The 14,374-nt window shown below is 72.7% G+C and carries 13 protein-coding genes; 11 read left to right on the forward strand and 2 right to left on the reverse strand.

Annotated features, from left to right (window positions below):
* Positions 1-257 precede the first annotated feature (257 nt).
* The 3 genes from VR45_RS14035 (at position 258) to VR45_RS14045 (ending at position 4,907) form a co-directional block, all read left to right on the forward strand.
* Positions 258-2,810: an FHA domain-containing protein gene (locus VR45_RS14035; RefSeq protein WP_045940064.1), complete on the forward strand. Its 2,553-nt coding sequence runs from the start codon at positions 258-260 to the stop codon at positions 2,808-2,810.
* A 356-nt stretch (positions 2,811-3,166) separates the two neighbouring features.
* Positions 3,167-4,264, forward strand: a complete 1,098-nt coding sequence (locus VR45_RS14040; RefSeq protein ID WP_045940076.1) for a GAF domain-containing sensor histidine kinase — start codon at positions 3,167-3,169, stop codon at positions 4,262-4,264.
* Positions 4,257-4,907: a response regulator transcription factor gene (locus VR45_RS14045; protein WP_199839755.1), complete on the forward strand. Its 651-nt coding sequence runs from the start codon at positions 4,257-4,259 to the stop codon at positions 4,905-4,907. Before VR45_RS14040 ends, VR45_RS14045 begins: the two co-directional genes overlap by 8 nt.
* A gap of 5 nt (positions 4,908-4,912) precedes the next feature.
* Here the strand turns inward: VR45_RS14045 and VR45_RS14050 are convergent, their stop codons facing one another.
* A complete protein-coding gene (locus VR45_RS14050) occupies positions 4,913-5,713 on the reverse strand; it encodes a hypothetical protein (protein ID WP_045940065.1) in 801 nt (266 codons plus the stop codon).
* Positions 5,714-5,861: 148 nt separating this feature from the next.
* On the opposite strand from VR45_RS14050, the gene VR45_RS14055 reads away from it, so the two are divergent.
* From VR45_RS14055 to VR45_RS14085, 7 genes are all read left to right on the forward strand, one after another.
* Positions 5,862-6,653 (forward strand): ABC transporter ATP-binding protein, encoded by a 792-nt coding sequence (locus VR45_RS14055; RefSeq protein WP_045940066.1) that lies wholly within the window; start codon positions 5,862-5,864, stop codon positions 6,651-6,653.
* Between the two features lie 187 nt (positions 6,654-6,840).
* Positions 6,841-7,263 carry an NfeD family protein gene (locus tag VR45_RS14060; RefSeq protein WP_030398242.1) on the forward strand — a complete coding sequence of 141 codons (423 nt, stop codon included), beginning with the start codon at positions 6,841-6,843 and terminating at the stop codon, positions 7,261-7,263.
* Positions 7,264-7,273: 10 nt separating this feature from the next.
* Positions 7,274-8,326, forward strand: a complete 1,053-nt coding sequence (locus VR45_RS14065; protein ID WP_030398241.1) for an SPFH domain-containing protein — start codon at positions 7,274-7,276, stop codon at positions 8,324-8,326.
* A gap of 175 nt (positions 8,327-8,501) precedes the next feature.
* Positions 8,502-9,260, forward strand: a complete 759-nt coding sequence (locus VR45_RS14070) for a sulfite exporter TauE/SafE family protein (protein WP_045940067.1) — start codon at positions 8,502-8,504, stop codon at positions 9,258-9,260.
* Between the two features lie 16 nt (positions 9,261-9,276).
* On the forward strand, positions 9,277-9,453 hold the full coding sequence (locus tag VR45_RS14075) for a DUF1272 domain-containing protein (protein ID WP_045940068.1): 177 nt from the start codon (positions 9,277-9,279) through the stop codon (positions 9,451-9,453).
* Between the two features lie 38 nt (positions 9,454-9,491).
* Positions 9,492-9,794 (forward strand): 4a-hydroxytetrahydrobiopterin dehydratase, encoded by a 303-nt coding sequence (locus tag VR45_RS14080; RefSeq protein ID WP_045940069.1) that lies wholly within the window; start codon positions 9,492-9,494, stop codon positions 9,792-9,794.
* Positions 9,795-9,929: 135 nt separating this feature from the next.
* Positions 9,930-11,879 (forward strand): PQQ-binding-like beta-propeller repeat protein, encoded by a 1,950-nt coding sequence (locus tag VR45_RS14085; protein WP_045940070.1) that lies wholly within the window; start codon positions 9,930-9,932, stop codon positions 11,877-11,879.
* A 97-nt stretch (positions 11,880-11,976) separates the two neighbouring features.
* Here VR45_RS14085 and VR45_RS14090 read toward each other — a convergent pair whose 3' ends face one another.
* Positions 11,977-12,513: an HNH endonuclease gene (locus VR45_RS14090; protein WP_045940078.1), complete on the reverse strand. Its 537-nt coding sequence runs from the start codon at positions 12,511-12,513 to the stop codon at positions 11,977-11,979.
* Positions 12,514-12,856: 343 nt separating this feature from the next.
* Between VR45_RS14090 and tyrS the strand changes: the two genes are divergently transcribed.
* Entirely contained in the window at positions 12,857-14,119 is a 1,263-nt protein-coding gene (gene tyrS / locus VR45_RS14095; protein ID WP_045940079.1) for a tyrosine--tRNA ligase, read from the forward strand.
* Positions 14,120-14,374 lie beyond the last annotated feature (255 nt).

The raw sequence follows: 14,374 nt of genomic DNA on the forward strand, positions 1-14,374 counted from the left end.
CCGTCCGGTTCGTGGACGAGCCCGTCGTCGGGCGGACGACGAGCCCGCAGCCCCGCCGGACGGCGAGCCCGCCGTCCGGCCGCACCAGGTCGTACAAGGGCGGTCCGTGAATCGTTGCCGCCTGGTCACAGTCCGCGGGGGCGGCTTTCACCCGCGGCCGACGGGCTGGAATGATTCCCCCGTCAGATTCACGATCATTTCGCCCCACCTGGCCGGGGCGCACCATCGGGGGAACCGAGAGAGCGGGGCAGGCGAGAGTGCCGCAACTCGTCATCGAGATCAACGGACAGCAGCGGGTCATGGAACCCGGGCGGTCCTACACCATCGGTCGCAATCCGCAGTCGGACTTCCAGTTCGACGACGCGCGGGTGTCCTGGCAGCACGCCACCATCTCCTTCAACGGGGCGGGTTGGCAGCTGGACGACCACGGCAGCACCAACGGCACCTACACGGGCGGTGCCCGCACCTTGCAGGCCCAGCTGTTCCCGGGGGCCGTGGTCAACCTCGGCAACGCCGAGAACGGCCCCAGGCTCGCGTTCTCCGCGCCGGCCGCCCAGCAGGCCGCCCAGCCGGCCTGGCACGAGGCCGCGACCAGCCGGAGCGCCGCCCCGCAGCAGCAGTGGCAGCCCCCGGCGGCGCAGCAGCCCTACCCGCCGCAGCAGCAGTGGCAGCAGCAGCAGCCGGCGCCGCAGGCCCAGCCGCAGCACTTCCCGCAGCAGCAGGGCTTCCCGGGGCAGCACGCCCCGCAGGGGTTCCCGCAGCAGGCGCCCGCCCCGCACGACGGCGGCCCGCAGCCGACGGTCATCCGCAACCTGACCGCCGGCATGAACACCATGCGGATCGGTCGTGCGCTGGACAACGACATCGTCGTCTCCGACCTCCAGGTCTCCCGCCACCACGCCGAGCTGCGCCAGCTGCCCGACGGCCGGTACGAGATCGTCGACCTCGGCAGCCACAACGGCATCTTCCTCAACGGCCTGCGGGTCGAGCGGCAGCTGATCGGTCCGCAGGACCGGCTGACGGTCGGCCACTCCAGCTTCGTGCTGGTCGGCGACCAGCTGCAGGAGTTCGTCGACACCGGCGCCGTCTCCTTCTCCGCCCGCCACCTGACCGTCGAGGTCGACTTCAAGGGCGGCAAGAAGGTCCTGCTCAACGACGTCAGCTTCGGCGTCCCGGAGAAGTCCCTGGTCGCCGTCATCGGCCCGTCGGGCTCCGGCAAGTCGACCCTGCTGCGCGCCCTCACCGGCTACCGCCCGGCCGACCGCGGCGACGTCCTCTACGACGGCCGTAACCTCTACAAGCAGTTCGCCGAACTGCGCTCGCGGATCGGCCTGGTGCCGCAGTCGGAGATCCTGCACAAGGAACTGACCGTCCGCACCGGCCTCAAGTACGCGGCCCGGCTGCGCTTCCCCGGCGACACCGAGCCGCGCGAGCGCGAGGCGCGGATCGACGAGGTGCTCTACGAGCTGCGCCTCGACAAGCGCGCGGACAACCGGATCACCGCCCTCTCCGGCGGCCAGCAGAAGCGCGTCTCGGTCGCCCTGGAGCTGCTCACCAAGCCCTCGCTGATCTTCCTGGACGAGCCCACCTCGGGCCTCGACCCGGGCATGGACCGCGAGGTCATGCAGATGCTGCGCGGCCTCGCCGACGACGGCCGCACGATCCTGGTCGTCACCCACTCGGTGGCCGAACTCGCGCTCTGCGACCGGCTGCTGGTGATGGCGCCGGGCGGTTCGGTGGCCTACTTCGGTCCGCCGGACGAGGCGCTGCACTTCTTCGGGTACGAGACCTGGGCCGATGTGTTCCAGGCCTTCGAGAACTACCCGGACCACGACTGGGCCGGCCGCTACCGCAGCTCGGTGCACCACCAGCAGTACTCGGCGGACGTGGAGTCCGGCGCCGTGCAGTCCGCGCAGATCGTCCAGGAGGCGGTCCGCCCGCCGAAGCCGCAGAGCTGGGGCTCGCAGCTGTGGACGCTGATCCGCCGCTACGCCTCGGTGCTCGCCTCCGACCGGGGCTTCCTGGCGCTGTCGGTGCTGCTGCCGGCGGTGCTCGGCGCGGTCAGTGTGCTGATCCCCAACGAACCGGGGCTGGCGCCGAACCCGAAGTCGCAGCTGGGCCTGAACAGCGGCGCCGCGACGATCATGCTGATCCTGGCGATCGGCGCCTGCTTCTCCGGCGCGGCGAACTCGGTCCGCGAGCTGATCAAGGAACGGGCGATCTACGAACGGGAACGGGCCACCGGCTTGTCCCGCTCGGCGTACATGATGTCCAAGATCATCGTGCTGGGCTTCTTCAGCGTGATCCAGGGCGCGATCATCTCCGCCGTCGGCTTCCTGCCGCGCAAGCTGCCCGCGCACGGCCTGGTGGTCAAGGACCTGCCGATCCTGGAGATGAGCTTCGGCCTGATCCTGCTGAGCTTCGCCTCGATGATGTTCGGCCTGGCGATCTCGGCGCTGGTGAAGACCGCCGAGAAGACCATGCCGCTGCTGGTCATGTTCGCGATCATCCAGGTCGTCTTCACCGGCTGCCTGTTCCAGATCTTCTCCAAGCCCGGTCTGGAGCAGTTCGCCTGGCTGATGCCGGCTCGCTGGGGCACCGGCATGGTCGCCACCACGCTGGACCTGTCGCACCTGCTCGGACCCTGGAACAAGGACTTCCAGAACCCCGAGTACGACGCGCTCTGGGGCCACAACTCGGGCCAGTTCTGGTTCGACGCCGGCGTGCTGATCCTGATGTCCGTCGTCATCGGCGTCATCGTCACCCGCCTCCAGCGCCGTCACGAGCCCGAGGTCATGCAGAAGGGCTGACGCCCGGCACCGCCACCAGCACGGGGGCGGCCCACCCCGACCGGGGCGGGCCGCCCCCGCGGCGTTCCCCGGCCCGTTCCCTGCCCCGGTCCGCGCCTCGTCCCCGCCCCCGTCCGGCGCGGTCCGGAGGGCACGACCTAGGTCGCTGGACCTGCGCCCCACCCGGCCGGGGACCGACGCGCGGGCCCCGCGGACGGCGGTAGGTTGGCGTCATGCCCACCGTGCCAAGCGACCACCGGCACGCCGGACTGCTGCCCGCCGACCGGGTCCCGGTCGGCCCGCCGCCGGACGGCACCCTGCCCGCCTGCGAACCCTGCCTGGCCAGCATCGAGGCCGTCAGCCAGGCCCTGCTCGGGATGAGCCGCCACCTGGAGGTCCGCGAGGTCCTGCGCCGGATCACCGCCTCCGCCCGCCGGCTGCTCGGCGCCGAGTACGCCGCCCTCGGGGTCCCCGACGACCACGGCGGCTTCGCCCAGTTCGTCGTCGACGGCGTCACCGACGAGCAGTGGCGGGCGATCGGACCGCTGCCCCGCCAGCACGGCGTGCTCGCCGCGATGCTCCACGAGACCGGCCCGATCCGGCTCGACGACGTCCGCCGCGCCCCCGCCTTCGGCGGCTGGCCCGAGGCCCACCCCGAACTCGGCGCCTTCCTCGGCATGCCCATCGTCGACGCCGACCACGACGAGGACGAGCCCGAGGTGATCGGCGTCATCTACCTCGCCAACAAGCGCGGCGGCGGCGGCTTCACCGACCACGACGAGGAACTGCTGCGGATACTGGCCGCGCACGCCGCGCTGGCCCTGACCAACGCCCGCCTCTACGAGCGCAGCCGCGAACTCACCCTGGCCGGCGAGCGCGCCCGGATCGCCCACGACCTGCACGACGCCGTCTCGCAGAAGCTCTTCTCGCTGCGCCTCACCGCCAAGGCCGCCGCCAAGCTCGTCGACCGCGACCCGGCCCGGGCCCGCGCCGAACTCGCCGAGGTCGCCCGGCTCGCCGCCGAGGCCGCCGACGAACTGCGCGCCGTCGTCGTCGAACTGCGCCCCGCCGCGCTGGAGGAGGACGGCCTGAGCGCCACCCTGGCCTCCCAGGTGCAGGTCCTCGACCGCGCCCACAACGCCGACATCGCCTTCGCCGCCGACCGCGTCCGGGCCCTCCCGCAGGCCCAGGAGGCCGCCCTGCTGCGGGTCGCCCAGGAGGCCCTGCACAACGCGCTGCGCCACTCCGGCGCCGGCCGCGTCACCGTCACCCTGGCCGGAACGCCCGAACGCGGCGCCGTGCTGCGGGTCAGCGACAACGGCCGCGGCTTCGACCCCGGGGCCGTCCGACGGGCCGGCCGCCACCTCGGCCTGGCCTCGATGCGCGACCGCGCCGCCGCCGTCGGCGGCCGGCTCACCCTGGACTCGTCCCCCGGAACGGGCACGATCGTCGAGATGGAGGTCCCCGGTGCCTGACTCCCTGTCCGCGATCCGCGTCCTGCTGGTCGACGACCACCAGGTCGTCCGCCGCGGCCTGCGCACCTTCCTGGAGGTGCAGGACGACATCGAGGTGGTCGGCGAGGCCGCCGACGGCGCCGAAGGTGTCGACCGGGCCCGCGCGCTCGACCCCGACGTGGTCCTGATGGACCTCAAGATGCCCGGCGTCGACGGCATCGAGGCGCTGCGCACGCTCAAGGAGGAGGGCAGCCGGGCCCGGATCCTCATCGTCACCAGCTTCACCGAGCACCGCACCATGGTCCCCGCGCTGCGGGCCGGCGCCGCCGGGTACGTGTACAAGGACGTCGACCCGGAGGCACTGGCCGGCGCGATCCGCTCGGTCCACGCCGGCCATGTGCTGCTCCAGCCGGAGCTGGCCGAGGCACTGCTCGCCGACGACGGCCCGCGCCCGCCGCAGGGCCGCGGCGGCACCCTCACCGAGCGCGAGCGCGAGGTGCTCGGCCACATCTCCGACGGCCGCTCCAACCGGGAGATCGCGCGCAGCCTCCACCTGTCCGAGAAGACGGTGAAGACCCACGTCTCCAACATCCTGATGAAGCTGGACCTCGCCGACCGCACCCAGGCCGCGCTCTGGGCCGTCCGGCACGGCGAGACCCGCTAGCCCGACTACGGCTCCCGCTCGTCCACCAGCGCGTTGTACGCCGCCACCTGGGCCCGGCGGGCCGTGCGCCACAGCGGCGCCAGCGCCTCCTGCCGGGCCGCCATCTCGGAGGCGCTCACCGCCGCGCCGTGGCCGCCGGAGGCGATCGACAGCAGCGCCGCCACCTGCCGGGCCGACTCCAGCACCCGCACCGCGCGCGGCGGGTACCCGGGCGCCAGCAGTTCGGCGTGCCCGCGCCGCCGGTACGCCTCCAGCGCCCGCAGCGACTCCGGTCCGGCCCCGGCCACGTCCAGCCGGGTCAGCAGCACGGTGGCCCGGCGCAGCCCGTCGGCCAGCTCGAACTCGGCCTCGTGCAGCGAGGGCACATCGGCCGGCGGCGCGTCGTTCACCTCGGCGCAGCGCCACAGCACGGTCGCCGACCGGTCCCCGGGCGGGCCGAACACCTCCACCTCGGGCACCAGCCCCAGCGGCACCCCGACCGCCAGCACGGCCTCCCCGGCCGCCAGCGCGCGCGTGTTGAACGGCGCCGGGCCGGTCAGTCCCAGCGGGTGCCCGGCCGACGGCAGGGCCAGCCGCAGGCCCTTCACCCCGAGCACCCGCAGCCGTCCCAGCGCCCAGGTGAGCCCGTGCCGCTCGTCCGGGCCGTCCCCGGGCAGACCGGTCACCCGGTGGCTCTCGTCGGCCCCCAGGACCGCCGCGGCGGCGTTGTCGGGCGGCACCAGTCCGGCCAGCAGAGCGTTGCCCCAGGCGGCCAGCCGCCCCGAACGGGGCTCTTCGTACGGATTGTCGGCAGGTGTGGCGAGCATCCGGCCAGCCTACGGAATCGGCGGACACCCGGGTGGCGTAGGTTTGCCCATGCGCGTGCGGCGCACCCAATCCCGTGCCCACCGGCCGCCGGGACGGGACGCCGCTCGCACCGACGGCCGTATATCTGTTTTTGGGGAAGGCATAGGCATGAGCGACGTGCTGGAGCTGGTGGACGTTTCCGTGGTCCGGGAGGGGCGCGCACTGGTCGACCAGGTCTCGTGGTCCATCTCCGAGGGCGAGCGCTGGGTCATCCTCGGCCCGAACGGCGCGGGCAAGACCACCCTGCTGCAGATCGCCTCCTCGTACCTGTTCCCGACCTCCGGCAAGGTCAGCGTCCTCGGCGAGAAGCTCGGCGAGATCGACGTCTTCGAGCTCCGCTCGCGGATCGGCCTGGCCGGCGCGGCCATGTTCGACAAGCTGCCCGCCGAGCAGACCGTGCTGCAGACGGTGCTCACCGCCGCGTACGGCATGACCGTCACCTGGCAGGAGTCCTACGAGCAGGCCGACGAGTCCCGCGCGCTCGCCCTGCTCGACCGCCTCGGCATGGCCGGCATGACCGACCGCCGCTTCGGCACCCTCTCCGAGGGCGAGCGCAAGCGCACCCTGATCGCCCGCGCCCTGATGACCGACCCCGAGCTGCTGCTGCTCGACGAGCCCGCCGCCGGCCTGGACCTCGGCGGCCGCGAGGACCTCGTCCGCCGCCTCGGCGCCCTGGCCCAGGACGAGTTCGCGCCGGCCATGGCCATGGTCACCCACCACGTCGAGGAGATCGCCCCCGGCTTCACCCACGTCCTGATGATCCGCCAGGGCAAGGTGCTCACCGCCGGACCGATCGACACCGAGCTCACGGCCCGCAACCTCTCCAGGTGCTTCGGCCTCCCGCTGACCCTGGAGCGCCACGGCGACCGCTGGTCCGCCCAGGGCCTGCCGCTCGGCTGAACCGGCCCGCACCGGACCGCACCGGCCCGGGCGGGCCCTTCCGCGGCCCGACCGGGCCTCGGCCGGACGCCACTGAACTCCGCTGAACTCGGCCGAACCGGAACCGGTCGCACGTGCGACCGGTTTCCGCCCCTCCACCTGCGGGAACTGACCGCCTCATAGGCCCTTCCCTCCCTAGGATGGACACGTGGACAGCTGGATCTGGTGGCTCCTGGTCGCCGTCGGCCTCGGCATACCGTTGGTGATCACCACGATGCCGGAGCTCGCGATGTTCGCCGTCGGCGCGCTCTTCGCGGCCGGCGTCGCCGGTCTGGGCGCCGACGTGGTGTGGCAGGTGCTGACCTTCGTCGCGGTCTCGGTCGCGCAACTGGTCGTCGTCCGCCCGATCGCCTACCGGGCACTGCGGAAGGGCCCGCAGATCAGAATGGGCATCGAGGCGCTCAAGGGCGCCACCGCGGTCGTCGCGGAGAAGGTCGACGGGGAGGGCGGTCGGATCAAGCTCAACGGTGAGATCTGGTCGGCCCGCGCGCTCCACCCCGAGCAGGTGTACCAGCCGGGTGAGCAGGTCGACGTCGTCGAAATCCAGGGCGCGACCGCCCTGGTCGTCTAGGGGAGAGTCCGTGGAACCCGTCCTTATCGTCCTGGTCGTCCTGGTCGTGGTGGCCTTCATCGCGCTGATCAAGACGATTCAGGTCATCCCGCAGGCCAGCGCCGCGATCGTGGAGCGCTTCGGCCGCTACACCCGGACGCTCAACGCCGGCCTGAACATCGTGGTCCCGTTCATCGACCGGGTCCGCAACCGGATCGACCTGCGCGAGCAGGTCGTGCCGTTCCCGCCGCAGCCGGTGATCACCCAGGACAACCTGGTGGTGAACATCGACACGGTGATCTACTACCAGGTCACCGACGCGCGGGCGGCCACCTACGAGGTCGCCAGCTACATCCAGGCGATCGAGCAGCTCACCGTCACCACGCTGCGCAACATCATCGGCTCGATGGACCTCGAGTCCACCCTGACCTCGCGCGAGGTCATCAACGCCGGCCTGCGCGGCGTCCTCGACGAGGCCACCGGCAAGTGGGGCATCCGGGTCAACCGGGTCGAGCTGAAGGCCATCGAGCCGCCGACCTCGATCCAGGACTCGATGGAGAAGCAGATGCGCGCCGAGCGTGACAAGCGCGCCGCGATCCTCACCGCCGAGGGCAACCGGCAGTCCCAGATCCTGCGCGCCGAGGGCGAGAAGCAGGCCGAGGTCCTCAAGGCCGAGGGTGAGGCCCAGGCCGCCGTGCTCCGCGCCGACGGTGAGGCCGCCGCCATCCGGACCGTCTTCGAGGCGATCCACGAGGGCGACGCGGACCAGAAGCTGCTGGCCTACCAGTACCTGCAGACCCTGCCCGAGCTGGCCAAGGGCGACTCCAACAAGCTCTGGATCATCCCGAGCGAGGTCGGCGACGCGCTCAAGGGCCTGGGCGGCGCCTTCACCGGTCTGACCGGCGGCGCCAACGGCAGCGCGATGGCCGCCCCCACCGCGGCCCCGGCCGCCCCGCCCGCCGCCACCCAGGTGCCGATCGACCCGGCCGCCGGCCCGCGCCCGCTGGACACCGACACCAAGGGTTCCGCCCGCCCCCGGATCGACCCGCTCCGGGAGTACCGCAAGAACGACCCCGAGCAGTAGCCCGCGCGGCCTGCCCGTCGCTCCACCGAGGGCCCGCCTCCCGTACCGCACGGGGCGGGCCCTCGGGTCTGTTCGCCCCCGGTGTGTCCTACGTCCCGAATCCTGGTCGAGGCTGGTACCGGCACCCGTCCGTCCGGCATGATCGCGACGGCAGGACCCCAACGGGAGGTGGCTCATGACGGTCTGGGAGGCGATCGCCGTCCTGGTGGCGGGCGTCGGCGCGGGGATGATCAATGTGATCGTCGGCTCCGGCACCCTCATCACCTTCCCGGTGCTGCTCGCCGTCGGACTCCCGCCGGTCACCGCCAACGTCTCCAACTCCTTCGGCCTGGTCCCCGGTTCGGCCAGCGGCGTGCTCGGCTACCGGCGCGAGCTGGCCGGCCAGGGCGCCCGGCTCGCCCGCTTCGGCACCGCCTCCCTGCTCGGCGGCGTCCTCGGCGCCTACCTGCTGATCGAACTGCCCAGCGCCGCCTTCGACGCGATCGTCCCGGTGCTGATCCTGCTCGCCCTGGTCCTCGTGGTGCTGCAACCCCGGGTCGCCAAGGCCGTCGCGGCCCGCCGCCGCCCCGACGGCGATCCGCACGGCGGCCCGCTGCTGCTCGTCGGCATCTTCCTCACCGGCATCTACGGCGGCTACTTCGGCGCGGCGCAGGGCGTCCTGCTGCTGGCCCTGATGGGCATGATGCTCCAGGAGGACCTGCAGCGGATCAACGGGGTGAAGAACGCCCTCGCGATGATCGTCAACGGTGTCGCGGCGCTGTTCTTCCTCTTCACCTCGACCGTGAACTGGACCGCCGCCGGACTGATCGCGGCCGGCTCGCTGATCGGCGGCATGGTCGGCGCCAAGGTGGGCCGCCGCCTCCCGCCGCAGGCGCTGCGCGCCGTCATCGTCGTCGTCGGCCTGGTGGCCGTCGTCAAGCTGCTCGCCACCTGACCCGGAGGGACCCGGCATGGCCCTGGAAATGCGGACGATCTGCGAGCGCTGCGAGGTGTCGCTGACCCCGGAGGGCCCGGCCTCTATATGTTCCTACGAGTGCACGTTCTGCGGGCCGTGCACCGAGGAGATGGCCGGCGCCTGCCCGAACTGCGGCGGCGAGCTGGTCGCCCGTCCCCGACGGACGGGCTGACGACCGACCGGCCGCCGGCGACAGGACAAGGAGAGCCGATGAGCCGCGAACGGCTGACCGAGGACGAGACCACCGCCGGGCTGGCGGGCCTGCCGCACTGGACGCGCGAGGGCGACAGCATCGTCCGGACCGCCGACGCCCCCGACTTCCCGGCCGGGATCCGGGTCGTGGCGGCCGTCGCCGAGGCCGCCGAGGCGATGGACCACCACCCGGACATCGACATCCGTTGGCGCACCCTGCGCTTCGTGCTCTCCACCCACAGCGCCGGGGGTCTCACCGCCCTCGACCTCGACCTCGCCGCCCGGATCGACGCCGCCCTCGCCGCCGAGTCCGCCCGGTAGGCGGATCCACTGCTGGACCGCTGGACCGGTGCGGTCGGGCCCCGTCCGACCGCACCGGAACCGTCCGCTCCGCCCCGCTCCGGGGGCGTGAGATGCTGACTGCCGCATTGCAGGCGGTCGGGAGGGACGGAACGGATGGCTCAGGATCCCCTCGGCGACGGCCACCCGCAGCAGTGGTACCCGCAGCAGGCGCCCCAGGAGTGGCCCGCCGGACAGCCCGAGCACCCCGAGCACCCGGAGCACGCCGAGTACCCGGCGTACCCCGACGGGAGCGGGCAGGCCCACACCGAGTACCCGGCGCAGCAGGCGTGGCCGGGGGAGTACGGACAGCAGGCGTACGGCCAGCACGGGTACGTGGAGCAGGGCTACGGCCAGCAGGGGTACGCGCAGCAGGGTTACGTGCAGCAGGGCTACGCCACCTACGACCCCCACACCTCCCGGGCCGGGTACGGCCACGGCCACGTCGCTCAGCAGCCCTGGTCCCACGGCGCCGTCGACGGACCGGACCAGCACCAGCAGTACGCGCCCTACGTCGTCGTCCCGCAGCAGCCGACCGGCGGGGAGCTGTACGCCCCCGCCGGGGCCGAGTACTCCGCCGACGGCTATGTGCGACTGGAGCCGGAAGCGGAGCCGGAGCCCGTCACCGAGCCCACGCCGGAACCGGAACCCGAGCCCGAGCCGGTGGCACCCTCGTCGCGGCGGGCGGACCGCACCGCCGGCCGGTCCGGCCTCGCCGCCAGGGCCAGGGCCGCCGCGGACGCCGTCGTCGCCGCCGAACACACCCCCGGCCGCCGGGCCCTGCTGATGCGCACCGGGGCGGGCGTCGCCGCCCTCGGTGTCCTGGTCGCGGCCGGTCTCATGGTCGGCCTGGAGGGCGGCGGCTCCGCCGACAACGCCACCGGCGGCGAGCCGGGCTTCACCGTCGCGCACACCCGGACCTGGGCCGCCGGTTCCGCTGTCGCCCAGTCCGGCGGTGACGACACCCTGGTCGGCAGCTGGCTGCTGGCCGGCACCGTGGTCCGCGCCGACGCCACCGGCGTCCGCGCCTACGACCTCACGGACGGCCGTCCGACCTGGTCGATGGAGCCGCCCGCCGCCGGCGCCGTGCCCTGCGGCCTCTCCCCGACCGTCAACCTGACCGGCCTCGGCGCCGTGCTGTTCCGGCCCCGGGCCGACCCCAAGAGCCCGTGCTCACTGGTCGCGGCCGTCGACACCGGCACCGGCCGGACGGCCTGGACCAAGTCGCTCTCCGACGCCAAGGGCGCCTACGGGGCGAGCGTCGGGGTCACCGACGACAAGGTGATAGCGGTCGGCGACAGCCACGCCGTCGCCTGGGAGGCCACCGGCGGCAACGACCTCTGGCAGTACACCGGGCAGGGGAAGTTCTGCACCCTCTCCGGCGGGGCGTCCGGCGGCACCGTCCTGGTCGCCAGCTCCTGCGCCGACTCCACCCCCGTGGACCAGGCCGTCGCGCTGAACGCCGTCGACGGCAAGGTCACCTGGTCGCGCCCCCTGAACAACCGGCCGAGGACAGCGACGGTGCTCTCGGTCGAGCCGCCGGTGGTCCTCACCACCGGCGAGAAGCCCGAGGACGACCGGGTCCTCGCCTGGGGCGCCAACGGCGACCCCGCCACCGAGATCCCGGTTGCCAGCTCCGGGGGCCGGCTCGACGTCGCCCACGGGATGTTCTCGGCCACTCCCGGGGCCTTCTTCCAGGACCGCACGATGATCACCACGGTCGCCCCGGCGAACGCCGCCGGCGGCTCCGTCGCGGTGGTCGGCTACGACCTCGACAGCGGAAAGCAGCGCTGGCGGACCACCGCGCGGGAGAAGGGCGCGGCCCGGGCGGTCGCGGTGGACCGCGGAGCGCTGGTGCTCGCGGTCGACGAGCGCCTCGACCAGCCGGCCCACCTCAGCCGCTTCGCCCTGGCCGACGGGCGCCAGACGGTCGGCGGCAACTTCCCGCCCGGCACCGGCTCGCTGCTGGTCTCCGGACGGGTGCTGATCGGCGGCGGCCGGGTCGTCGCCGTCCCCGAGCACTCGACCAACTTCGGCACCGCGACCGGCTACCGGGCCCAGGAGTAGGGCCCACGCCCTGACCCGGCCGCGCACCGACTTCCCCCCGTCGATGCGCGGCCGAGCTTCCCCCGGTTCCCCCGTCCCCGCTGGTCCGGGTGCCGCCTCAGGCGGCGGAGGGCGCGGCCGACGCGACCACCTGGGCCGGCAGCCAGGCGGCCAGCTCCCGGACGTCCGCGCCGCGCAGGCCCAGCGCCATCATCAGGGTGGCCTGCGGAGTCGGCACGAACGGCCGGCGGAGCAGCTTCATCCCCGCCTGCTCCGGCGTCCGGTCGGCCTTGCGCTGGTTGTCCTCGGAACAGGCGGCCACCGTGTTCATCCAGGTGTCCGTACCCCCGCGCGACCTGGGCTGCAGGTGGTCCACCGTGGTGGCCCGCCGCCCGCAGTAGGCGCACAGGTGCTGGTCCCGGACGAGCACCCCGCGGCGGGACCACGGAGCCTGTTGTCGGAACGGCACCCGGACGTAGCGCTGGAGTCTGATCACCCGCGGCACCGGCACGGTCACCCCCGTCCCGCGCACGGTGCGCAGTGGGTGAGCCTGCTCGACCACGGCCTTGTCCTGGAGCACCAGGACCACGGCACGCTGGAGCGACACCGTCGTCAGCGGCTCGTAGCTTGCGTTCAGAACCAGCGTGCTGCGCACCTCGGCCACCCTTCCGCGGGCGTGCCACGGCGGCACGACCGTCTCCACACACGTCACTGCCGCCGCGCGGCGGTGGGACCACTCTGAAGGGGCACGGGGCCGTCGAACAACGGAATTTCCGGTGTCGCCGAGGGGCACGGCCACGAGCGGACCGACGGGAATCGGATCCGGCCGGAATCGGCCCCTCCCGGAATCCGGCCTGCCCGGCGCGTCCATGCCAGTGCGGAGAAAACTCGTTGGCCGGGACCGCGTAGGCTCTACAAAGCTGGAGTCGTCCCGCACCCGGGCCCGGACGAACCGGGCCCGCACCGGGCGGGCGCCCGATCGAAGGAGAAGCGTGACCGTGACGGACATCGTCGACGAGCTGCAGTGGCGTGGGCTGATCGCCCTGTCCACCGACGAGGACGCACTGCGCAAGGCGTTCGCGGACGGCCCGGTCACGTTCTATTGCGGCTTCGACCCGACGGCCCCCAGCCTGCACCTCGGCAACCTGGTCCAGATCCTCACCATGCGCCGCATCCAGCAGGCGGGGAACCTCCCGCTCGGCCTGGTCGGCGGCGCCACCGGTCTGATCGGTGACCCGAAGCCCACCGCCGAGCGCGTGCTCAACGACCCCGAGACGGTGGCCGGCTGGGTCGAGCGGCTGCGCGGCCAGATCTCGCGGTTCCTCGACTTCGAGGGCCCGTACGCGGCGCGCATGGTCAACAACCTGGACTGGACCTCCGGGATGTCCGCGATCAGCCTGCTGCGCGACGTGGGCAAGTACTTCCGCGTCAACAACATGATCGCCAAGGAGGCCGTCGCCCGACGGCTCAACTCGGACGCCGGTATCAGCTACACCGAGTTCAGCTACCAGATCCTCCAGGGCATGGACTACCTGGAGCTGAACCGCCGCTACGGCTGCAGCCTGCAGACCGGCGGCAGCGACCAGTGGGGCAACCTCACGGCCGGTACCGACCTGATCCGCAAGGCCGACGGCAAGTCGGTGCACGCGCTGGCCACGCCGCTGATCGTCAAGGCGGACGGCACCAAGTTCGGCAAGACGGAGTCCGGCACGGTCTGGCTCGACCCCGAGCTGACCACCCCGTACGCCTTCTACCAGTTCTGGCTGAACGCGGACGACCGGGACGTCCCCAACTTCCTGCGGATCTTCAGCTTCCGCTCGCAGGAGGAGGTCGAGGAGCTGGAGCGCGAGACCACGGAGCGCCCGGCCGCCCGCCTCGCCCAGCGCGCGCTCGCCGAGGAGCTGACCACGCTGGTGCACGGCGCCGAGCAGTACGAGCGCGCGGTCGCCGCGTCCAAGGCGCTGTTCGGCCAGGGCGACCTCGCCGACCTGGAGGCCCCGACCCTGGCGGCGGCGCTGGCCGAGGTCCCCAAGGCCGAGGTCACCGAGCTCCAGCCGATCGTCGACCTGCTGGTCGCCGTGGGTCTCTCCCCGAGCCGTTCGGCCGCGCGCCGGACGATCAAGGAGGGCGGCGCCTACCTCAACAACGTCAAGGTGACGGACGAGGAGGCGGTGCCGGCCGAGGCCGATCTACTGCACGGCCGTTGGCTGGTCCTGCGCCGCGGCAAGCGGAACCTGGCCGCCGCCGAGTTGATCAAGTGACCGAAACCCGACGCCGCTGACCTGCGGCTTCGACTCTCAGGGGCGGGATCCAGCCGGATCCCGCCCCTGATGTTTGACGATGTCCTCCAGGTGGACTAGTGTTGAACGAGTCGCTGAAAACGGCCCCCCATCGAGTGCGTGTCGCTCGGAGCATGAATTTCGAGTAACACTCGGAATGCGCTAATGTGGAGGACGTCGCAAGAAAGCGACCCCGGCCAGTTCGGGAAATCCGATGAAATGAAACTCCGGAAAACG

The sequence above is a fragment of the Streptomyces sp. NRRL S-495 genome (genome assembly GCF_000966955.1).
GTDB classification, from domain to species: Bacteria; Actinomycetota; Actinomycetes; order Streptomycetales; family Streptomycetaceae; genus Kitasatospora; species Kitasatospora purpeofusca.